This is a genomic window from Thauera mechernichensis (genome assembly GCF_029588855.1).
In the GTDB taxonomy this organism is placed as follows: Bacteria; Pseudomonadota; Gammaproteobacteria; order Burkholderiales; family Rhodocyclaceae; genus Thauera; species Thauera mechernichensis.
The window spans coordinates 265,692-286,180 of record NZ_JARQZE010000004.1; the positions used below are offsets into that span (position 1 = coordinate 265,692).

Sequence of the window (20,489 nt, forward strand, 5' to 3'; positions counted from 1 at the left end):
CCCTTGAACCGCGGCCGATACGCCCCACATAGGGTTCAGTTCAACGAATCCCGAGGATGTCCGTCATGCGCTTCGACAAGCTCACCACCAAGTTCCAGCAGGCCCTCGCCGATGCGCAAAGCATCGCCGTCGGCAACGACCAGCAGTTCATCGAGCCCTTGCACGTGCTGCAGGCGCTGCTCGAGCAGGACGATGGCGGCAGCGTGTCGCTGCTGCAACGCGCCGGGGTCAATGTGCCGCCGCTCAAGAGCGCTGTCGGCAAGGCCATTGGCCGCCTGGCCAAGGTCGAAGGCCATGGCGGCGAGGTCAGCATCGGCCGCGACCTCAATAACCTGCTCAATATCACCGATCGGGAAGCCCAGAAGCGCGGCGACCAGTTCATCGCCAGCGAGATGTTCCTGCTCGCGCTCGCCGATGACAAGGGCGAAGCGGGCCGGCTGCTCAAGGAACATGGCCTTGCACGCAAGGCGCTCGAGGCCGCAATCGAGGCCGTGCGTGGCGGTGCCAGCGTAGGCAGCCAGGATGCCGAGGGCCAGCGTGAGTCGCTGTCGAAGTACTGCCTCGACCTCACCGAGCGTGCTCGCAGCGGCAAGCTCGACCCGGTGATCGGCCGCGACGACGAAATCCGCCGCGCGATCCAGATCCTGCAGCGCCGCACCAAGAACAATCCGGTGTTGATCGGCGAGCCGGGTGTGGGCAAGACCGCGATCGTCGAGGGCCTGGCGCAGCGCATCGTCAACGACGAGGTGCCCGAGACGCTCAAGGGCAAGAAGGTGCTGTCGCTCGACATGGCGGCGCTGCTGGCCGGTGCCAAGTACCGTGGCGAGTTCGAGGAGCGCCTGAAGACGGTGTTGAAGGAGATCGCGCAGGACGAAGGTCGCATCATCCTCTTCATCGACGAGATCCACACCATGGTGGGCGCCGGCAAGGCCGAAGGCGCGATGGATGCGGGCAACATGCTCAAGCCCGCGCTCGCCCGTGGAGAACTGCACTGCATCGGCGCCACCACGCTGGACGAGTATCGCAAGTACATCGAAAAGGACGCTGCGCTCGAGCGTCGCTTCCAGAAGGTGCTGGTTGAAGAGCCGACCGTGGAGGCGACCATCGCCATCCTGCGTGGCCTGCAGGAGAAGTACGAGATCCACCACGGTGTCGACATCACCGACCCGGCCATCGTGGCTGCGGCCGAGCTGTCCAACCGCTACATCACCGACCGCTTCCTGCCCGACAAGGCGATCGACCTGATCGACGAGGCAGCCGCGCGGATCAAGATGGAGATCGACTCCAAGCCCGAGGTCATGGACAAGCTCGACCGCCGCATGATCCAGCTCAAGATCGAGCGCGAGGCGGTGAAGAAGGAGAAGGACGAGGCTTCGCAGAAGCGCCTGCAGTTGATCGAGGATGAGCTCGCCAAGCTGCAGCGCGAGTACAACGATCTGGAAGAGATCTGGAAGGCCGAGAAGGCCAAGGTCGCCGGCTCGGCCCATATCAAGGAAGAGATCGACGCCCTGCGCGCGCAGATGGCCGAGTTCCAGCGCAAGGGCCAGCTCGACAAGGTGGCCGAGCTGCAGTACGGCAAGCTGCCTCAGCTCGAGGGGCAATTGAAGATGGCCGAGCAGGCGGGCGAGAGCGCCACCCCCAACAAGCTCTTGCGCACCCAGGTCGGCACCGAGGAAATTGCCGAGGTGGTGTCGCGCGCCACGGGTATCCCGGTAAGCAAGATGATGCAGGGCGAGCGCGACAAGTTGCTGAAGATGGAGGACAAGCTGCACGAGCGCGTGGTGGGCCAGGACGAGGCCGTGCGCCTGGTGGCCGATGCCATCCGGCGTTCGCGAGCCGGCCTGTCGGACGAGAACCGCCCCTATGGCTCCTTCCTCTTCCTTGGCCCGACGGGCGTGGGCAAGACCGAACTGTGCAAGACGCTGGCGAATTTCCTGTTCGATTCCGAGGAGCACCTGATCCGCATCGACATGAGCGAGTTCATGGAGAAGCACTCGGTCGCACGCCTGATCGGTGCGCCGCCGGGCTACGTCGGCTACGAGGAGGGCGGTTACCTCACCGAGCAGGTGCGGCGCAAGCCCTACAGCGTGATCCTGTTCGACGAGGTCGAGAAGGCGCACCCGGATGTGTTCAACGTGCTGCTGCAGGTACTCGACGACGGCCGCATGACCGACGGGCAGGGGCGCACGGTGGACTTCAAGAACACCGTGATCGTGATGACGTCGAACCTCGGCAGTCAGATGATCCAGGCCATGGCGGGTGATGATTACGGCGTGATCAAGCTTGCCGTAATGGCCGAGGTGAAGACCTACTTCCGCCCCGAGTTCATCAATCGTATCGATGAAGTGGTCGTCTTCCACGCCCTCGACGAAAAGCACATCGCCGGCATTGCCCGCATCCAGTTGCAGTACCTGGAGAAGCGCCTGGCCAGGCTGGAGATGGGCCTGGAGGTGACCGATGCGGCGCTGGCCGAGCTGGCGAGCGCGGGTTTCGATCCGGTGTTCGGCGCACGTCCGCTCAAGCGTGCGATCCAGGAGTACATCGAGAACCCGCTCGCCAAGGCGATTCTCGAGGGCCGGTTTGCCGCCAAGGACACGGTGCGTGTCGATGCTCCTGCCGGGAGGCTGGAGTTCGAGCGCGTCCAGCGCTGAGGCGGGTCAGGCCGGCGGGTGTACCTTCAGCCAGCCGGCAAAGTCGTCTGCCGCCAGTGGGCGCGAGAACAGGTAGCCCTGCATCAGCGTGCACTGGCGTTCGCACAGGAAGGCGCGCTGCTGCTGGGTTTCAACTCCCTCGGCGACGACCTCGAGACCCAGGTCGCGCGCCATCGACAAGGTGGCGGTCACGACAGCGGCGTCCTCCGGGTCGCCTGGCAGGTCGGCGACGAAGCTCTGGTCCACCTTCAGGCGGGCGATGGGAAGGCGCTTCAGGTAGGCAAGCGAAGAGTAACCGGTACCGAAATCGTCAAGGGCCAGGCTGAGGCCGTGGCCGACGAGCTGGTGCAGGCGCTCCAGCAGCTGCTCACCCGGCTGCATCAGCGCGCTTTCGGTGATCTCGAGCTCGATCGCGCTCGGCGAAGCGCCCGTTTCCTGCAGGATGGCGACCACACTATCGACGAATTCGGCACGCCGGAACTGCAGTGCCGAGATGTTGACGGCAATACAGACCTCGCCCAGCCCGGCCTGCGACCAACGCACCTGTTGCCGACATGCCTCGCGCAAGACCCAGTCACCGAGTTGAATGATCAGGCCGGAGTCTTCCGCAACAGGGATGAAGCGGGCAGGTGAAATCGGCCCCTGGGCAGGGTCGTTCCAGCGTACGAGCGCTTCGCAACCCATGGTGCGTCCGCTGCGCGTATCGATCTGGGGCTGGTAGTGCAAGCTGAGCTGGTCTGTGGCAATTGCGCGGCGCAGCGCGTTCTCGAGCAGGAGGCGCTCGGTGGCGCGTACGTTCATGTCCGCGGTGAAGAACTGGAAGTTGTTGCGACCAGCGGCCTTTGCGCCGTACATCGCCGTGTCGGCGTGCTTGAGCAGGATCTCGACGGTGTCACCGTCCTCGGGAAAGAGGGCGATCCCGATACTGACCGAGGGGCGAAGCTCATGACCATCAAGCTCGATCGTTGCGGCAAGGACGTCGAGCATCTTGCGTGCGACGGCGGCAGCATCGGTTGGTCCGGCGATGCGTGGCAGCAGGGCCACGAACTCGTCGCCGCCCAGACGCGCGAGTTGATCCTCGGCGCGTACGCATGCGCTCAGGCGGTGTGCGACTGTTTCCAGCAGTCGATCGCCCATGGCGTGGCCGAGTGAGTCGTTGATGGTCTTGAAGTTGTCCAGGTCGAGGAAGAGCACGGCGAAACGGTCGTGGTGACGGGTCGCGCTGCGCAGCGCGACCGCACCGTGTTCGAGCCATGCGCTGCGGTTCGGTAGTCCGGTCAGGGTGTCGAAGCGCGCCAGGTAGTGGATGTGCGCCTCTGATTCTCGGGCTCGGGTAACGTCCTGCAGGATGCCGCGCAGGCGTCCCAGGCCATGCTCCGACCATTCGCTCTCGATCTGCAGGTGGAGTACGCGTGGCGGTTCGCTCAGCGTACGGCAGTCGATGGTGCGCAGGCCCGCAGCCTGCGTAAGCTCGTCGATGATTTCGCGCAGCGCGCGCTGGTCGTCCTCACGGAAGCTGGCGACGATGTCGTCGATCGAGCTCAGCTCGGCCTGCTGGCGGCCGAGCAGGCCGTGCAGCCCATGCGAGCAGCGCAGGCCGCGCAGACCGTCGAAGCTCTCCCAGCTACCCATCTGTGCGATTCGCATGGCTTCGTTGAGTGCAGCCTGCTTGTCGTGGAGGTCGGCATGGGTGGCTTCGAGTTCCTGCGTGCGGCGTTCGACCAGCGCGGCAATGCGGCGCGTGTTGCCGGAGCTTATCAGCAGGAAGGCGCCGAGCAGGGCGGTGGCAAGCAGGGCGACGACGACGGTGCCCAATGCGGCCCAACTGCGCAGGCTGAGCAGATAGGCGGGTGTTGCCCTCAACAGGACTTCGAGCGGACGCTCGCCGAACTCGAACGCGTGGGCATGCCGCACTTTACGCTCCAGCCAGCCCGGACCTTCGCAGCCGGGCGTCCCGCTCAGGCGTGTGCCCGGGGCGCCACCCGAGCGGTCGATCAGGCACAGTTCGATGAGCGCAGCCAGTCTGGGGTCGAGTGCGCTCGCAATCGCGTCGTCCATGCGAAAGGCTGCCGACACGATCCCGCTGCGTCGTTCGCCGGTGCGCGCAGCGGCCTTGTTCCAGCCTGGTGCCAGTGTGGCGAGATAGACGACCATGCCGCGCTGGTCGTCACGCTCCTGTACCAGACGGAAGGGGTCGCTCGCCACCGGGCGACCGCTGCGCTGACTTGTCTCGATGGCCACCGCCGCTGCGGGTAGCGCGTAGGGGCTCATGCCGATCACGCTCAGGTTACTTTCTCTGGGCTCGACGAAGGCGATCGGGTAATAGCGCGCGGCTTGAGCGGCTGGAAAGGTCTGGCCCTGGAAGTCACGGTCGAGGATGCGGTAGCCGGGGGTGTCCTCCTGCATGACGGCCTCGAACGCTTCGCGCTCGTCGTTGCGTACGAGCGGGTTCCAGGCAAAGTTTTGGGTGCCGGGGTAGCGGTGCAGCCAGGGGCTGACGAAGGCCTTGAATTCATCGCGGGTGATCTGATCGCTGTTGCTGATCAGGCCGCTGATCGACAGCATCATGTCGATCTGGGCGTCGAACCTGCGCTGGACCTGGGTGGCAAGGAGGTGCGCGTCGCGCTCGAATTGCGCGTGGATGCGGTTCTCCTCCCATGAGATGACCTGCTTGAAGGCGATACTCAGCATCGCCAGGGCAACGAGCAGCGGAACGGCCACTGCATTGCGCCTGCTGCGCCAGTCCGCCGCCGGGCGACCGAACAGCACCAGCATCAAGGGGGCGGCGATGATCACGCCGAGCGTGTCGCCAAGCCACCAGTTCCACCAGTTGAAGAACAGGTCCTCGCGGGCGATCAGGCCTTCCTGCACCAGCAGCGGCGTGCTGACAGTTGCCGAGACGAGACAGCTCGCGGGGGCGATCAGGGCGAGCAGGCGCAGAATGCTCGCGGTGTCGTCGAAGGCACTCTTGCGGCCAATGAATCGGTCGATGAGGCAGGCGCCCAGTACTGCCTGCAATGCCGCGGCGACGGGCGCGAGCGCGAGCACTGAGACAAGGGGGCTGGTGGCACCGACGGCAGCGCCTGCCAGAGCCTGCACCGCGAGCGAACCGAGCAGCACGCCGGGCCACAGACGCCACCCATAGATGTAAAGCGCAGCTATCGCGATGCCCGCGGCCGGGAACACCGGCACGGCGTATCCTGGCGGGATCGCCATGTTCAGGCTGAGCCAGCCCGCCACCGCGTATGCCAGCGCAAGGATGACCACAGAGAGGAGATAGGGCAGCGCCGGGGCCGGTTTCATCGCGCGCAGTATAAAGGGCAGTGATGCACGCTTGTTGAGGCATCGTGCACGCCCGCGCCTGATTGAGCGGTGGATGCGTTAAACTCGCGGGCTTGATACGGGCGCCCGGCGGTTCCGCCCCCGCAGTGCATGCATGCCCGGGCCCTTTCCTGAGTCCCTCGCGGAAATCGAGATGTTCGAAACCATTCGCAGCAACAAGCGTGTCGCCCAGGTCATTCTGGCGATCCTCATCGTCCCTTTCGCCTTCTTTGGCATGGATGCCTATTTCAGCGACTCGCCCACCGGCAACGAAGTGGCCAAGGTCGCCGGTACGGGCATCAGTGCCTTCGAGTTCGATCAGGCCCTGCGCGAACAGCAGGACCGACTGCGCCAGAGTGCGGGTGGCCAGGTCGATCGCGCGCTGCTCGAATCGACCGAGCTCCGCAGAGTCGTGCTCGACAACCTCATCAACCAGCGTGTGCTCGCGCTCTACGCCGCGGAGAACCGGCTCGTCGTAACGCCGCAGCAACTGCAGGAGGCGATCGCCGCCGTGCCGGCCTTCCAGGAGGACGGTCGTTTCTCGCTGCAGCGATACGAGATGCTGGTGCGTGCCCAGGGCATGACGCCTGCCAGCTTCGAGGCCAGGGTGGCCCAGGATGTGCGCATCCAGCAGATCGTCGCCTCGGTCGGCGACGCCGGGATCGTGCCGCAGGCGTCGGCTCAGCGCTTCCTGGCGGCTCAGCTCGAGGAGCGCCGGATTCGCGAGCTGCGCTTCCCGGTCAGCCGCTTTGCCGCCGATGTGAGCATCACCGACGACGAATTGAAGGCCTACTACGAGGCTAACGCCGCTCGTTTCGAGCAACCCGCGCGGGTGCAGGCCGAGTACCTGCTGTTCGACCGCGCTGCGGTCGAGCGCGGCATCGAGGTCGCCGACGACGAGGTCCAGGCCTTCTACGAAGGCAACCAGGGCCGTTTCGGCGTGGCCGAGGAACGCCAGGCCCGACACATCCTGCTCTCCCTTGACGCCGCTGCCGATGCAGCCGAGGTCGACAAAGTGATGGCCGAGGCGCGTGCGCTGGTCGATACCCTGCGCGCGCAGCCCGAACGCTTTGCCGAGATCGCCCGCGCGCAGTCCCAGGATCCGGGTTCTGCAGGGCGGGGCGGCGACCTTGGCTTCTTTGGCCGGGGCATGATGGTGGGCGCCTTCGAAGACGCGGTCTTCGCCCAGAGCAAGGGCGAAATCGGCGACCCGGTGCGCAGCGAGTTTGGCGTCCATGTCATCGAGGTGACCGACATCAAGCCGGCCACGATCAAGGCGCTGGAAGAAGTGCGTGACGAGATCGTCGCCGAGCTGCGCGGTGCGGCCGCCGGCCGGCGTTTTGCAGAGCTTGCCGAGCAGTTCGCCAACACGGTGTACGAGCAGTCCGACAGCCTGGCGCCGGCTGCAGAATTGCTTGGACTCGAGGTGCTGACCACCGACTGGATGTCGCGTGCGGAAGGTAGTGGCCCGTTCGCCAACGAACGTCTGCGGAGCGCGCTGTTCGGCGATGAGTCGCTGAACAAGGGCCGCAACACCGAAGCGATCGAGATCGGCAACGGCACGCTGGTGTCGGCACGGGTCAAGGCCTCCGAGCCTGCCAAGCGCTTGCCGCTGGAAGAGGTGCGCACGCGCATTGCCGACGACCTGAGGCTGGAGCGCGCACGCGCACGCGCGGCCGAGTCTGGAGCCGAGATGCTCGCAGCGCTGCAAAAGGGCGGCGAGGCCGTGGGGGATTGGGCCGAGGCGCGTACGCTGCAGCGTGGCGCACCGGGCCTGCCTGCAGCGGCCATGCAGGCGGTGTTTTCCGCGCCTGCCGAGCCGCTTCCTGCCTTCGTCGGGGTGGCTTCGAGCGAAGGCGACTACGTGATCTACCGTGTCGATGCCGTCGAGCGACCGCAGATTGCCGGCGACGACGAGCGTATCGAGCTGGTCGCCGCGCAGTACTCGCAGTTGCTGGCGGGCCGTGATTTTGCCGGTTTCCTTGCCGATCTGCGCCAGCGCTACAAGGTCGAGATCAGCCCGCGCGCGCTGCAGGTGCAGTAAGGCCGTCATGTAAGCGCTGCCGCAACGAAAAAAGCCCGGTACTGTTGCCGGGCTTTTTTCCTGGTGTGCGGCCACGCCATCGCCGCGCGCAGGCGCGTCAGTCCATGGGCGCAGGATTGCCGAGCGCGGTGATGTTGAAGCCGGCGTCGACATACATGACTTCGCCGGTGATGCCGCTGGCGAGATCGGAGCACAGGAAGGCGGCCGTGTTGCCGACTTCGTCGATGGTCACGTTGCGGCGCAACGGCGCGTTGTGTTCGTTGAAGGCGAGCAGCTTGCCGAAGCTGCCGATGCCGGAGGCTGCGAGTGTCTTGATCGGGCCGGCGGAGATGGCGTTTGCACGCGTGCCTTCGGGGCCGAGGGTGACGGCCAGGTAGCGCACCGAGGCTTCGAGGCTGGCCTTGGCCAGGCCCATCACGTTGTAGTTGGGCATGGTACGCACGGCACCCAGGTAGGACAGCGTGAGCAGTGCCCCCTTGCGTCCCTTCATCATCGGCCGCGCCGCCTTGGCCAGCGCGGGGAAGCTGTAGGCGCTGATCTCCTGCGCGATGCGAAAGGCGTCACGCGACAGGCCGTCGAGGAAGTCGCCCTCCAAGGCCTCGCCCGGGGCGTAGGCGATCGAATGCACCAGCCCGTCCAGGCCATCCCAGTGCTGCCCGAGCGCGGTAAACAGGCCGTCGATCTGGGCGTCGTCCTGGACGTCGAGCGGGAACACGAGCGCGCTGCCGAAGTCCGCGGCCATCTTCGCCACGCGCTCCTGGAAACGTTCGTTCTGGTACGTGAATGCGAGTTCCGCGCCCTCACGGTGCATCGCCTTCGCGATACCGTAGGCGATCGAGCGGTTGCTCAGCAGGCCGGTGATGAGGATGCGTTTGCCGGCAAGAAAACCCATGGACGATGACTCCCGATGACAAGGGCACGATTATAGCCGCAAGGCTGCAAGGGCTAACGGTCCGGCGCGCTTCAGCGGTCGCGCCGACACGGTAAACCTGCCAGAATCGGCCCTTCTTTTGATCCAGATCCTTGCACGTGTTCCGCTTTTCCGGCCTGCGTCGTAACCTGTGCGTGATGTGTGTGCCGCTGCTGGCAGGCCTTGTGGCGAGCGCCTGCGGCTCGGCATGGAACGACCCCTACCCGGGTGAGGAGCGCGGCGCCAACGTGCTCTATACCGCGTTCACCGAGCGCCCCAAGCATCTCGATCCGGTGCAGTCCTACAGCGAGGACGAGGCGACCTTCCTTTACCAGATCGTCGAGCCGCCGCTGCAGTATCACTACCTCAAGCGGCCCTACGTGCTCGAACCGGCGACCGCGGCGGCGATGCCGACGCTGCGCCGCTACGATGCCTCGGGTCGTGAGCTGGCAGTGTCGGCCGACGCCTCCAAGGTGGCCAGGACGGTGGTCGAGGTGCGCATCAAGCCCGGCATCCTCTACCAGCCACACCCGGCGTTTGCGCTCGATGAGGCGGGGGCGCCGCGCTACATGAACCTGCAGCCCGCGGACCTGCGCGGGGTGCGCGGCTTGGGTGACTTCGAGCACACCGGTACGCGCGAGCTCGAGGCAGGCGACTACGTGCATCAGATCAAGCGTCTCGCCAATCCGCGCCTGCACTCGCCGATCTTCGAACTGATGGCCGAGTACCTGCCTGGGCTCAAGACGCTGCAGGAAGCGCTCGCCGTCGCTGCCGCGAGCGATGACGGCTGGCTGGACCTTGCCCGCTTCGAGCTGCCCGGCGTCGAGGTGGTCGATCGCCATACCTACCGCATCACCCTGCAGGGCGCTTATCCGCAGTTCCTGTATTGGCTGGCGATGCCCTTTTTCAGTCCGGTTCCGCCCGAGGTGGACCGATTCTTCGCCCAGTCCGGCATGGCCGAGCGCAACCTGACCCTGGACTGGTGGCCGGTTGGAACCGGCCCCTACATGCTTGTCGAGAACAACCCGAATGCACGCATGGTGCTGGTACGCAACCCGAACTACCGTGGGACGCCCTATCCGTGCGAGGGCGAGGATAGCGATGCGGCGGCAGGGCGCCTGGCCGATTGCGGCAAGACCATGCCTTTCATCGACAAGGTGGTGTTTTCCCGCGAGCGCGAAGGCATCCCCTACTGGAACAAGTTCCTGCAAGGCTATTACGACGCCTCGGGTGTGTCTTCGGACAATTTCGACCAGGCGGTGACGCTGACCAGCCAAGGCGACGTGTCCTTGTCTCAGGAAATGGAGGCGCGCGGTATCCGCCTGCTGACCGCGGTATCGCCGTCGATCTTCTACCTGGGCTTCAACATGCTCGATCCCTTGCTGGGCGGCGGGCCGTCGAAGGCTGAGCAGGAGCGCGCGCGCAAACTGCGCCAGGCGATCTCGATCGCGCTCGACATGGAGGAGTTCGTATCGATTTTCCTCAATGGCCGGGGGGTGCCGGGCATGAGTCCGATTCCGCCGGGTATCTTCGGCGCCCGCGAGGGCAGGGCGGGCATCAATCCGGTGGTGTACGAGTGGCGCGGGGACGAGGTCGATGGGCGTCCGGTGCGTCGCAGCGTGGACGAGGCGCGCCGGCTGCTGGCCGAGGCGGGCTGGCCAAACGGGCGCAATGCGCGCACCGGCGAGCCGCTCATCATCAACCTCGACACCACCCCGGGCGCGTTGGGCGACAAGGCGCGCTCGGACTGGCTGGCCAAGCAGTTCCGCGAGCTTGGCGTGCAGTTCGTCGTCCGCCCGACCGACTTCAACCGCTTCCAGGACAAGATCCGTCAGGGCAATGCGCAGCTGTTCTTCTTCGGCTGGAATGCCGACTACCCCGATCCCGAGAACCTGCTCTTCCTGCTCCATGGTGCGCAAGGCAAGGTGCGCTTCAACGGCCAGAACGCCGCCAATTACGAGAACCCGGAGTACGACGCCTTGTTCGAGCGCATGAAGGCGATGCCCGACGGCCCGGCGCGCCAGCAGATCATCGACCGCATGGTGGCGATGCTTCAGCACGATGCGCCGTGGATCTTCGCCTTCCACCCCAAGGCCTATTCGTTGCAGCATGGCTGGGTGCTCAACCGCAAGCCGGGTGCGATGGTGCGCAACACGATGCAGTACCAGCGCCTCGATGTGGAACGCCGTGAGGCGGCGCGGGCCGAGTGGAACCGGCCGGTGCTGTGGCCGCTGGCGCTGGTGGCATGCTTGCTCGCGGCGGCGATCGCCCCTGCGCTGATCCATTGGCGACGGCGCGAGACTGCGACCGCAGCGCCGGTGTCGCCCTTGCCGGCGGCGTCCTCATCGTCCTCGGTTGAAGGAGGCGAGCGCTGATGCTGGCCTACCTCGTCCGGCGGTTGCTGTACGCGATCCCGATCCTGATCGGGGTTAACCTGCTCACTTTCCTGCTCTTCTTCGTCGTCAACTCGCCCGACGACATGGCGCGCATGCATATCGGCGTCAAGCGCGCCACACCCGAGGCGATCGAGCGCTGGAAGGTCGATCGCGGCTATGACAAGCCGCTGTTCGTCAATGCCGAGGCCGCAGGCAGTGCGCGCTTCACCGACACCATCTTTTTCGACAAGTCGCTGCGCATGTTCGCGCTCGAGTTCGGCCGCGCCGATGACGGGCGTGATATCGGCCAGGAGATCCGCGACCGCATGGGGCCTTCGCTGGCGATTGCGCTGCCGACCTTCGTACTGAGCCTGGTCGTGTCGATCAGCTTCGCTCTGTTGCTGGTGTTCTTCCGCGCCACCTACCTGGATTTCTGGGGTGTGGTGCTGTGCGTGGCGATGATGTCGATCTCGAGCCTGTTCTACATCATCGGCGGCCAGTGGCTGGTGTCCAAGATGTGGTCGCTGGTGCCGATCTCCGGCTACGCGCCCGGGCTCGATGCTGCGCGCTTCCTCGTGCTGCCGGTGCTTATCAGCGTACTCGCGGGCATTAGCTCGAGCGCGCGCTGGTATCGCACCATCTTCCTCGAGGAGGTCTCGAAGGACTACGTGCGCACCGCGCGCGCCAAGGGGCTGTCCGAGCTCGCGGTGCTGTTCCGTCATGTGCTGCGCAATGCCCTGATCCCGATCCTGACCGGCGTGGTGGTGGTCATTCCGCTGCTGTTCATGGGCAGCCTGCTCGTGGAGTCCTTCTTCGCCATTCCCGGCCTGGGCAGCTACACGATCGACGCGATCAACGCACAGGACTTCGCGGTGGTGAGGGCGATGGTGTTCATCGGGTCGGTGCTTTACATCATCGGTCTGATCCTGACCGACATCTCCTACACGCTGGTCGATCCCAGGGTAAGGCTGCAATGAGCGCGCCGTGGGGAACACCGATGGGCTTCCAGCCGGTGCTGTTGTGGACCGATGCGCTGCTTTTCCTGCTCGTTGGCGTGGCCGTGCTCGCCGCGCTCTACGTGCGCGGGCAAGCGCCCTTGCGTGACGCGTGGCGCCGGGTCGGGAAGCGACCGGCCGGCATGGCGGCGGCGACCGTGTTGCTCGCCTTCATTGCGGTCGGCCTGCTCGACAGCCTGCATTACCGGCCTTTGTTGCCGGCATTGGCGACCACGATTGCGGCGGCGGATCCTGAGGGCGCGCCGGCCCCGGTCGGCACCGACCAGACTGCGTCGGGAGAGGGCGCGAGACAGGACAAGGGTGAGGGCACGCCGGTCGCGCAGTACTCGACCGAGGTGCTTTCCTTGCTCGATGCGCTGTTGATGCCGCTGCGCCTGCAGACCGAGAAGACCTATTCGGCGCCCTTTGCCTGGCGCCTGTACCAGCGCGAGACGATGGAACTCGAGGATGGCCGGCAAGTGCGCGACTACCCGCGGCTCGTCCATGGCGCTGCCCATCTGCAGGTCCCCGAGCATGAGCGCAGCGCGGACGTGGCGGCGCGGGTGCTGAGCGCAGTGGGGCAGGCGGTGCTGTGGTCGGTCCTTGCCTTCCTGCTCCTGGTAACGATGGTATGGCGTGGAAGCGGCCTGGGCTGGGCTGCGGTGGCAGCGGCGGTGCTCGGCGGGCGCACGGTGCTGGCGTGGCGCGCGGCGCTGCTCACGCTTGCCGTCCTGCTCCTGATCGTCGCCCTCTGCCTGCAGCTTGCGCCGCTGTATCACGTGCTCGGTACCGACAAGGTCGGCCAGGACGTGCTGTATCTCGCGCTCAAGAGCGTGCGTACGGCACTGGTGATCGGTACCATCACCACGCTGGTGATGATGCCCTTTGCGGTTGCCCTCGGTATTGCAGCCGGATACCTGGGCGGTTGGGTGGATGATGTCGTGCAGTACCTGTACACGGTGCTCAATGCCATTCCCGGCGTGCTGCTGATCGCTGCTGCGGTGCTGATGATGCAGGTTGTCATCGACACTAACCCGCAGTGGTTCGATACCGCCGCCGAGCGGTCGGACGCGCGCCTGCTGGCGCTGTGCTTCATCCTCGGCATCACCAGCTGGACGGGGCTGGCCCGCTTGCTGCGCGGCGAGACGCTCAAGTTGCGCGAGCTGGAGTACGTCCAGGCGGCGCGCGCCTTCGGGGTGAGGACGCCGGCCATTCTGCGCCGTCACATCCTGCCCAACGTGATGCACATCGTGATGATCGCGCTGGTGATGGATTTCTCCGGGCTGGTGCTGGCCGAGGCGGTGCTGTCCTATGTCGGCATCGGCGTCGATCCGACCACGATCAGCTTCGGCACCATGATCAACATGGCGCGTGCCGAACTTGCCCGCGAGCCGATGGTCTGGTGGTCACTGGCGGCCGCCTTTGTGTTCATGTTCGTGCTCGTGCTTGCCGCCAACCTGTTCGCCGATGTCGTGCGTGACGCTTTCGATCCCCGCCGTGGATGAGCTTGCCGGATTCAGATGAAAGAGCTTCGATTCGATAACCTTTTCGTGCGTGAACTGCCTGCCGACCCGGTGCTGGGGCGTCATGTTCGCCAGGTGCATGGTGCCTGCTATTCGCGCGTCGAGCCGACGCCGGTCCGTGCCCCGGCGCTGCTGGCGTGGTCGCCGGAGGTGGCGGCGCTCCTGGGGCTTGATGAGGCGGATGTCCGCAGCCAGCAGTTTGCGGAGGTGTTCGGCGGCAACGCGCTGCTGCCGGGCATGGAGCCCTACGCCGCCTGCTATGGTGGCCATCAGTTCGGCAACTGGGCGGGGCAGCTCGGTGACGGGCGGGCGATCACCCTGGGCGAGGCGATCAACCTGCAAGGCCAGCGCTGGGAACTGCAGCTGAAGGGTGCGGGGCCGACGCCGTATTCGCGCCGGGCCGATGGGCGTGCGGTGCTGCGCTCGTCGATCCGCGAGTTCCTGTGCAGCGAAGCGATGCACCACCTTGGCGTGCCGACCACGCGCGCGCTCAGCCTGGTGGCCACCGGCGAACAGGTGGTGCGCGACATGTTCTACGACGGCCATCCGCGGCCAGAGCCGGGGGCGGTGGTGTGCCGGGTGGCGCCGTCCTTCATCCGCTTCGGCAATTTCGAAATCTTTGCCTCGCGCGGCGAAGAGCCCCTGCTCGAGCGCCTGATCGACTTCACCATCGCCCGCGACTTTCCCGCCCTTGCTGCCGAGCGCGACCCGGTTGCGCGCCGCGTGGCGTGGTTCGAGGAGGTTTGCCGGCGAACGGCGGTGTTGCTCGCACACTGGATGAGGGTCGGCTTTGTGCATGGGGTGATGAACACCGACAACATGTCCATTCTGGGCCTGACGATCGACTATGGCCCCTATGGCTGGATCGATGACTTCGACCCCGAGTGGACGCCGAACACGACCGACGCCGCAGGCCGGCGCTATCGCTTCGGACATCAGCCACGCATCGCGCAGTGGAACCTGTGGCAGCTGGCCAATGCGGTGTATCCGGTGCTGCAGCAGGTCGAGCCGCTCGAGCGTGCGCTGGTTGGCTATGCCGAGCTGCACGAGGCCGAATACCGGCGGATGATGGGCGCCAAGCTCGGCCTGGCATCGTGGCGTGCCGGAGCGACGGACGATGACACACACGGCGACGGCTACCTGCTCGATGAACTGCACCGTATCCTGCAGGCGGGCGAGATGGATATGACGCTGTTTTTCCGCCGACTCGCCGACCTGGACGTGGCCGAACCCGACCCGGTCTTGTTCGAGACCGGGCTCGACGCAGGCGTGTTCTACGCCGAGGCGCGCCGCGCCGCAGTGGCGCGCGACTTTGCCGCCTGGCTGCGGCGCTACGCGGTGCGGGTGGCGGAGGAGGGCGTGCCGGTGGAGGCCCGGCGGGCTCGGATGAACGCGGTCAATCCGCTCTACGTGCCGCGCAACTATCTGGCGCAGCAAGCCATCGACGCCGCCGAGCAGGGTGACCTCGGCGAACTCGAGACCCTGTTCGACGTGCTGCGCAAGCCCTACGAGGCGCAGCCGGGGCGGGAGCGCTTTGCCGCCAAGCGCCCGGACTGGGCGCGCGACAAGGCCGGGTGTTCGATGCTGTCGTGCAGTTCGTGACGCGCCGCGTGCTTCAGACCTTCACCCGCATCAGGCGCTGCTTTTCGCGCTCCCAGTCCTTCTTCTTCTCGTCCTCGCGCTTGTCGTGCAGCTTCTTGCCCTTGGCAAGCCCGATCTCGAGCTTGATGCGGCCCTGCTTGAAGTGCATGTCGAGTGGCACCAGTGTATAGCCGGCGCGCTCGACCTTGCCGATCAGGCGGGCGATCTCCTTCTTGTGCAGCAGGAGCTTGCGCGTACGCGTGGGGTCGTGGTGGACGTGGCTCGAGGCCGTGGTGAGCGGCGTGATGTGCATGCCGAACAGGAAGATCTCCTCGCCGCGAATGACGACGTAGGACTCCTTGATGTTGGCGCGTCCAGCGCGGATGGCCTTCACTTCCCAGCCCTCGAGGACCATGCCGGCTTCGTGCCGTTCCTCGATGAAGTAGTCGTGAGTGGCCTTGCGGTTTTCGATGATGCTCATGGTGTGGTGATTCCCCGGATACCGCGCGCGGCTGCGAAACCGGGTGTCCGCATGCGGTAGAATCGCGCATCTTAACAGTTTGGCCGCGCCGCGTTTCCGACGCCGTGCCGGCAACGCAACCGCTCCTCCTTCATGGCCGACGTCAAGAAGCTCGTACTCATCGAATTCACTCCGGCGCAGATGTTCGACCTGGTCGATCGCTGCGAGGACTACCCCCAGTTCCTGCCCTGGTGCGGCGGCGCCGATGTGCATCAGCGCACCGACACCGTCACCTCGGCCACCCTCCACATCAATTACCACGGCATCAAGGCGCATTTCAGCACCGAGAACGCCAAGCGCTATCCTGCCGAGATGCGCCTGCGCTTGACCGACGGGCCCTTCACCCACCTCGATGGCCATTGGCTGTTCACTGCGCTCGGGGATACCGCGTGCAAGGTCGAGTTCAGCCTGCACTACGCGTTTTCCAGCAAGCTGCTGGAGAAGGTGCTGGGGCCGGTGTTCAACCACATTGCCAACACCTTCGTCGATTCGTTCGTGAAGCGTGCCGGGCAGGTCTACCCCAGGGTTTCGTGATGACCGCGATGATCAATGTCGAGGTGGTGTACGCACTGCCGCAGCGCCAGGAACTCGTCGAACTGAGCTTGCCCGAGGGGGCGACCGTACGCGAGGCCATCGAGGCCTCGGGACTGCTCGCCAAGTACCCTGACATCGAGCTCGACAAGAAGAACAAGCTCGGCGTGTTTGCCAAGCTGGTGAAGGCGGATACCGAACTGCGCGACCGTGACCGGGTGGAGATCTACCGTCCGCTCATCGCCGACCCGAAGGCCGTGCGCAAGAAGCGCGCCGACGAGGGCAAGGTGATGAAGAAAGGCGGCGGGCCGGCCGAAGAGCAGGCCTGAGGCGCTCAGCGGCAGTGTTCGGCGATCTGGCGCTCGAGGCGCTCGGTCTCGGCGGCGCGGGCTGAATCGTCGAGGAATTCGCGTTCGCCGCGCGCATTGAAGCGTGACACGCGTTGCCCTGACCTGAGGGCAGTGATCTGGTTTGCGGTGTCCTCGCAGAAGCGCTTGCGTTCCGCCTCCCGCGCCGCCTCATCCTGTTGTTTGGCCTCGGCCTCTTCCTTTTCCAGGCGGCGCTTGCGCAGCGCCTGCTCGCGTTCGGCCGTGGTCTGCGGGCCCGCTTGTGCTTCGGGTGTCTCGTCCTCGCTTTCCGGGGCGGGCTCTGGTGCCACCGCGGCAGGTGCCGGCGCTGCGGTCGTGCGCGGGCGCTGAATCACCGCGTAGTCTTCACTGGGCGGTGGGGTGTCGGTGAAATGCACCTGGCCGGCGCTGTCCGTCCAGCGGTAGATCTGCGCCGAGGCGGGAAGGGCAATGAACAGTGCGAGGAGGACGACCGCGGGGCGCGACATGGAAAATCTCCGGAAGGCGCGGCTTACATGGCGCTTGGGCGCTCTGTATAATACGGATTTGGTCGAAAGGAAAAAAGCCATGCGAGTGATTCAGAAGGCGCTGACCTTCGATGACGTCCTTCTCGTTCCCGCCCACTCCACGGTCCTCCCGCGCGACGTGAGCCTGCAGAGCCAGGTCACGCGCCGTATCCGCCTCAACATTCCGCTCGTGTCCGCAGCCATGGACACCGTCACCGAGAGTCGCCTGGCGATCGCGCTGGCGCAGGAAGGCGGCATCGGCGTGGTGCACAAGAACCTCACCCCTGCCGAGCAGGCAGCCGAGGTGCACAAGGTCAAGCGCCACGAGTCCGGCATCCTCAAGGATCCGATCACCATTGGGCCGACCATGACCGTCGGCGAGGTCATCGCGCTGCAACGCCAGCACCGTTTTTCGGGTGTGCCCGTCGTCCAGGCCGGTAAGGTGGTCGGTATCGTCACCAACCGCGATACCCGCTTCGAAACCAAGCTCGATGCGCTTGTCTCCGAGATCATGACCCCGCAGGACAGGCTTGTCACCGTCCGCGAGGGGGCCAGCCTCGAAGAGGCGCGCGAACTGCTGCGCGTGCATCGGCTCGAGCGCGTGCTGGTGCTCAACGATGCCGGCGAGCTCAGCGGCCTCATCACGGTCAAGGACATGATGAAGTCCACCGAGCACCCGTTCGCAGCCAAGGACGAGCAGGGGCGCCTGCGCGTCGCTGCCGCCATCGGTGTGGGGGCAGGCACCGAGGAACGCGCCGAGCGCCTGGCCGAGGCCGGTGTGGACATGATCGTGGTCGATACTGCCCATGGCCATTCCCAAGGCGTGCTCGATCGCGTGAATTGGGTCAAGAAGCACTTCCCGCAGATCGAAGTCGTTGGTGGCAACATCGCCACGGCCGATGCCGCGCGTGCGCTCGTCGATGCCGGCGCCGACGGCGTCAAGGTGGGCATCGGCCCCGGCTCCATCTGCACCACGCGTATCGTCGCAGGGGTCGGCGTGCCGCAGATCACGGCGGTCGACAATGTCGCCAATGCGCTTGCCGGCACTGGCGTACCGATGATCGCAGATGGCGGCATCCGCTTTTCGGGCGACATCGCCAAGGCCATCGCTGCCGGCGCCAATGTCGTCATGCTGGGGGGGCTGTTCGCAGGTACCGAGGAGGCGCCGGGTGAGACGGTGCTGTTCCAGGGGCGTTCCTACAAATCCTATCGCGGCATGGGTTCGCTCGGGGCGATGGAGAAGGGGGCGGCGGATCGCTATTTCCAGGATGAGAACTCGGGCAACATCGACAAGCTCGTGCCTGAGGGCATCGAGGGTCGCGTGCCCTACAAGGGTGCCGTCGGCGCGGTGATCCACCAGCTCATCGGTGGCCTGCGTGCGTCCATGGGTTATCTGGGTTGCGCCGACATTGCCAGCATGCATGAGCGCGCGCAGTTCGTGCAGATCAGCTCGGCGGGTATGCGCGAATCGCATGTCCATGATGTTCAGATCACCAAGGAAGCGCCCAACTACCAGATCAGCTGATCTGGCGGTTGCGAAACCCCGGGCGGCTGCAAGGCCGCCTTTACTTTTTTCACGACGCTAGAGACGCTCGCGCCCATGGCTCACCAGAAAATCCTCATCCTCGACTTCGGTTCCCAGGTTTCCCAGCTCATCGCCCGCCGTGTGCGCGAGCAGCAGGTGTACTGCGAACTCCACCCCTTCGATGTATCGGACGAATTCGTGCGCAACTTCGGCGCCCAGGGCGTGATCCTGTCCGGCGGCCCGAACTCGGTGTACGAAGCCGAGGACTGGCGGGCGCCGCAGGCCGTGTTCGAGCTCGGCGTCCCGGTGCTCGGCATCTGCTACGGCATGCAGACCATGGCCAGCCAGCTCGGTGGCAAGGTCGAGAGCTCGAGCAAGCGCGAGTTCGGCTATGCCGAAATGCGCGCGCGTGGTCACTCGAAGCTGTTCGAGGGCATCGAGGACCGGACCAATGCCGAGGGTCATGGCCTGCTCGACGTGTGGATGAGCCACGGCGACAAGGTCACCGAGCTTCCGCCCGGGTTCAAGGTCATCGGCAGCAACGAATCGACCCCGATCGCGGCAATGGCGGACGAAGCGCGCGGCTTCTACGGCGTGCAGTTCCACCCCGAGGTCACGCACACGATCAAGGGCAAGGAGATGATCGCGCGCTTCGTGCACGACATCTGCGGGTGCGGTCACGACTGGAACATGCCCGACTACATCGCCGAGGCGGTGCAGAAGATCCGCGATCAGGTCGGCGACGAGGAGGTCATCCTTGGCCTGTCGGGTGGCGTTGATTCGTCCGTGGCGGCGGCGCTGATTCATCGCGCAATCGGCGACCAGCTCACTTGCGTGTTCGTCGACCACGGCCTGCTGCGCCTGAACGAAGGCAAGCTGGTCATGGAGATGTTCGCCGGCCGCCTGCACGCCAAGGTCGTGCATGTCGATGCCACCGAGCAGTTCATGGGCCACCTGAAGGGCGTCACCGACCCTGAGCAGAAGCGCAAGATCATCGGACGCGAGTTCGTCGAAGTCTTCCAGGTCGAAGCCGGGAAGCTCCCCAACGCCAAGTGGCTTGCGCAAGGCACGATCTACCCCGACGTGATCGAGTCGGGTGGTGCCAAGAGCAAGAAGGCGCACACGATCAAGAGCCACCACAACGTCGGCGGCCTGCCCGAAACCCTCGGCCTGAAGCTGCTCGAGCCGCTGCGCGACCTGTTCAAGGACGAGGTGCGCGAGCTCGGCGTGGCGCTCGGCCTGCCGCACGACATGGTCTATCGCCACCCCTTCCCGGGGCCGGGCCTGGGTGTGCGCATCCTCGGCGAGGTGAAGCAGGAGTATGCCGACCTGCTGCGCCGCGCCGATGCGATCTTCATCGACGAGCTGCGCGCCGCCGACTGGTACGACAAGACCAGCCAGGCCTTCGCGGTGTTCCTGCCGGTCAAGAGCGTGGGCGTGATGGGCGACGGCCGTACCTACGAGTACGTGGTGGCGCTGCGTGCGGTGCAGACCCAGGACTTCATGACCGCGCACTGGGCGGAGCTGCCGCACAGCCTGCTCGGCAAGGTCAGCAACCGCATCATCAATGAAGTGCGTGGCATCAACCGGGTGGTGTACGACATTTCCGGCAAGCCGCCGGCGACGATCGAGTGGGAGTGATCCTGGCCCTTACCCTAGC

The 20,489-nt window shown here is 65.6% G+C and carries 14 protein-coding genes; 10 read left to right on the forward strand and 4 right to left on the reverse strand.

What is annotated here, in order from left to right:
* Positions 1 to 65: 65 nt before the first annotated feature.
* Positions 66 to 2,651, forward strand: a complete 2,586-nt coding sequence (clpB, locus tag P7F68_RS08045; protein WP_277832151.1) for an ATP-dependent chaperone ClpB — start codon at positions 66 to 68, stop codon at positions 2,649 to 2,651.
* 6 nt (positions 2,652 to 2,657) lie between these two features.
* Here clpB and P7F68_RS08050 read toward each other — a convergent pair whose 3' ends face one another.
* Positions 2,658 to 5,954, reverse strand: coding sequence for an EAL domain-containing protein (locus P7F68_RS08050; protein ID WP_277832153.1), 3,297 nt, complete (start codon positions 5,952 to 5,954; stop codon positions 2,658 to 2,660).
* A 172-nt stretch (positions 5,955 to 6,126) separates the two neighbouring features.
* On the opposite strand from P7F68_RS08050, the gene P7F68_RS08055 reads away from it, so the two are divergent.
* Positions 6,127 to 8,016 carry a SurA N-terminal domain-containing protein gene (locus tag P7F68_RS08055; protein WP_277832155.1) on the forward strand — a complete coding sequence of 630 codons (1,890 nt, stop codon included), beginning with the start codon at positions 6,127 to 6,129 and terminating at the stop codon, positions 8,014 to 8,016.
* 97 nt (positions 8,017 to 8,113) lie between these two features.
* On the opposite strand, the gene fabI is transcribed toward P7F68_RS08055, so the two are convergent.
* Positions 8,114 to 8,908: an enoyl-ACP reductase FabI gene (gene fabI / locus P7F68_RS08060; RefSeq protein WP_277832157.1), complete on the reverse strand. Its 795-nt coding sequence runs from the start codon at positions 8,906 to 8,908 to the stop codon at positions 8,114 to 8,116.
* Positions 8,909 to 9,084: 176 nt separating this feature from the next.
* Here fabI and P7F68_RS08065 point away from each other — a divergent pair, with 176 nt between their 5' ends.
* Genes P7F68_RS08065 through P7F68_RS08080 form a run of 4 tightly spaced genes read left to right on the forward strand, consistent with a single transcriptional unit; the run spans position 9,085 to position 15,421 of the window.
* Positions 9,085 to 11,301 (forward strand): ABC transporter substrate-binding protein, encoded by a 2,217-nt coding sequence (locus P7F68_RS08065; protein ID WP_277832388.1) that lies wholly within the window; start codon positions 9,085 to 9,087, stop codon positions 11,299 to 11,301.
* The gene (locus P7F68_RS08070; RefSeq protein WP_277832159.1) at positions 11,301 to 12,278 is read left to right on the forward strand and encodes an ABC transporter permease; all 978 of its coding nucleotides are present in this window, start codon (positions 11,301 to 11,303) and stop codon (positions 12,276 to 12,278) included. Before P7F68_RS08065 ends, P7F68_RS08070 begins: the two co-directional genes overlap by 1 nt.
* Before the next feature lie 20 nt (positions 12,279 to 12,298).
* Positions 12,299 to 13,801 carry an ABC transporter permease gene (locus P7F68_RS08075; RefSeq protein ID WP_277832391.1) on the forward strand — a complete coding sequence of 501 codons (1,503 nt, stop codon included), beginning with the start codon at positions 12,299 to 12,301 and terminating at the stop codon, positions 13,799 to 13,801.
* A 15-nt stretch (positions 13,802 to 13,816) separates the two neighbouring features.
* Positions 13,817 to 15,421: a protein adenylyltransferase SelO gene (locus tag P7F68_RS08080; protein ID WP_277832160.1), complete on the forward strand. Its 1,605-nt coding sequence runs from the start codon at positions 13,817 to 13,819 to the stop codon at positions 15,419 to 15,421.
* Between the two features lie 13 nt (positions 15,422 to 15,434).
* Here the strand turns inward: P7F68_RS08080 and smpB are convergent, their stop codons facing one another.
* The gene (gene smpB / locus P7F68_RS08085; RefSeq protein WP_270068035.1) at positions 15,435 to 15,881 is read right to left on the reverse strand and encodes an SsrA-binding protein SmpB; all 447 of its coding nucleotides are present in this window, start codon (positions 15,879 to 15,881) and stop codon (positions 15,435 to 15,437) included.
* Positions 15,882 to 16,013: 132 nt separating this feature from the next.
* On the opposite strand from smpB, the gene P7F68_RS08090 reads away from it, so the two are divergent.
* Positions 16,014 to 16,454 (forward strand): type II toxin-antitoxin system RatA family toxin, encoded by a 441-nt coding sequence (locus P7F68_RS08090; protein ID WP_002927243.1) that lies wholly within the window; start codon positions 16,014 to 16,016, stop codon positions 16,452 to 16,454.
* Positions 16,454 to 16,780 (forward strand): RnfH family protein, encoded by a 327-nt coding sequence (locus P7F68_RS08095; protein ID WP_270068034.1) that lies wholly within the window; start codon positions 16,454 to 16,456, stop codon positions 16,778 to 16,780. Before P7F68_RS08090 ends, P7F68_RS08095 begins: the two co-directional genes overlap by 1 nt.
* A gap of 5 nt (positions 16,781 to 16,785) precedes the next feature.
* Here the strand turns inward: P7F68_RS08095 and P7F68_RS08100 are convergent, their stop codons facing one another.
* A complete protein-coding gene (locus tag P7F68_RS08100) occupies positions 16,786 to 17,286 on the reverse strand; it encodes a DUF4124 domain-containing protein (RefSeq protein ID WP_277832164.1) in 501 nt (166 codons plus the stop codon).
* 79 nt (positions 17,287 to 17,365) lie between these two features.
* Between P7F68_RS08100 and guaB the strand changes: the two genes are divergently transcribed.
* Positions 17,366 to 18,829, forward strand: a complete 1,464-nt coding sequence (gene guaB, locus P7F68_RS08105) for an IMP dehydrogenase (protein WP_002927238.1) — start codon at positions 17,366 to 17,368, stop codon at positions 18,827 to 18,829.
* Between the two features lie 75 nt (positions 18,830 to 18,904).
* Positions 18,905 to 20,470 (forward strand): glutamine-hydrolyzing GMP synthase, encoded by a 1,566-nt coding sequence (guaA, locus tag P7F68_RS08110; protein ID WP_002927237.1) that lies wholly within the window; start codon positions 18,905 to 18,907, stop codon positions 20,468 to 20,470.
* Positions 20,471 to 20,489: the final 19 nt, after the last annotated feature.

What these genes read in the sequence shown, in the direction of transcription:
- smpB (WP_270068035.1), bottom strand. Translation starts at nt 15,881, where the DNA reads ATGAGCATCATCGAAAACCGCAAGGCCACTCACGACTACTTCATCGAG.
- P7F68_RS08070 (WP_277832159.1), top strand. Translation starts at nt 11,301, where the DNA reads ATGCTGGCCTACCTCGTCCGGCGGTTGCTGTACGCGATCCCGATCCTG.
- P7F68_RS08055 (WP_277832155.1), top strand. Translation starts at nt 6,127, where the DNA reads ATGTTCGAAACCATTCGCAGCAACAAGCGTGTCGCCCAGGTCATTCTG.
- guaB (WP_002927238.1), top strand. Translation starts at nt 17,366, where the DNA reads ATGCGAGTGATTCAGAAGGCGCTGACCTTCGATGACGTCCTTCTCGTT.
- clpB (WP_277832151.1), top strand. Translation starts at nt 66, where the DNA reads ATGCGCTTCGACAAGCTCACCACCAAGTTCCAGCAGGCCCTCGCCGAT.
- P7F68_RS08075 (WP_277832391.1), top strand. Translation starts at nt 12,299, where the DNA reads ATGGGCTTCCAGCCGGTGCTGTTGTGGACCGATGCGCTGCTTTTCCTG.
- P7F68_RS08100 (WP_277832164.1), bottom strand. Translation starts at nt 17,286, where the DNA reads ATGTCGCGCCCCGCGGTCGTCCTCCTCGCACTGTTCATTGCCCTTCCC.
- guaA (WP_002927237.1), top strand. Translation starts at nt 18,905, where the DNA reads ATGGCTCACCAGAAAATCCTCATCCTCGACTTCGGTTCCCAGGTTTCC.
- P7F68_RS08090 (WP_002927243.1), top strand. Translation starts at nt 16,014, where the DNA reads ATGGCCGACGTCAAGAAGCTCGTACTCATCGAATTCACTCCGGCGCAG.
- P7F68_RS08080 (WP_277832160.1), top strand. Translation starts at nt 13,817, where the DNA reads ATGAAAGAGCTTCGATTCGATAACCTTTTCGTGCGTGAACTGCCTGCC.
- P7F68_RS08065 (WP_277832388.1), top strand. Translation starts at nt 9,085, where the DNA reads ATGTGTGTGCCGCTGCTGGCAGGCCTTGTGGCGAGCGCCTGCGGCTCG.
- fabI (WP_277832157.1), bottom strand. Translation starts at nt 8,908, where the DNA reads ATGGGTTTTCTTGCCGGCAAACGCATCCTCATCACCGGCCTGCTGAGC.
- P7F68_RS08050 (WP_277832153.1), bottom strand. Translation starts at nt 5,954, where the DNA reads ATGAAACCGGCCCCGGCGCTGCCCTATCTCCTCTCTGTGGTCATCCTT.
- P7F68_RS08095 (WP_270068034.1), top strand. Translation starts at nt 16,454, where the DNA reads ATGACCGCGATGATCAATGTCGAGGTGGTGTACGCACTGCCGCAGCGC.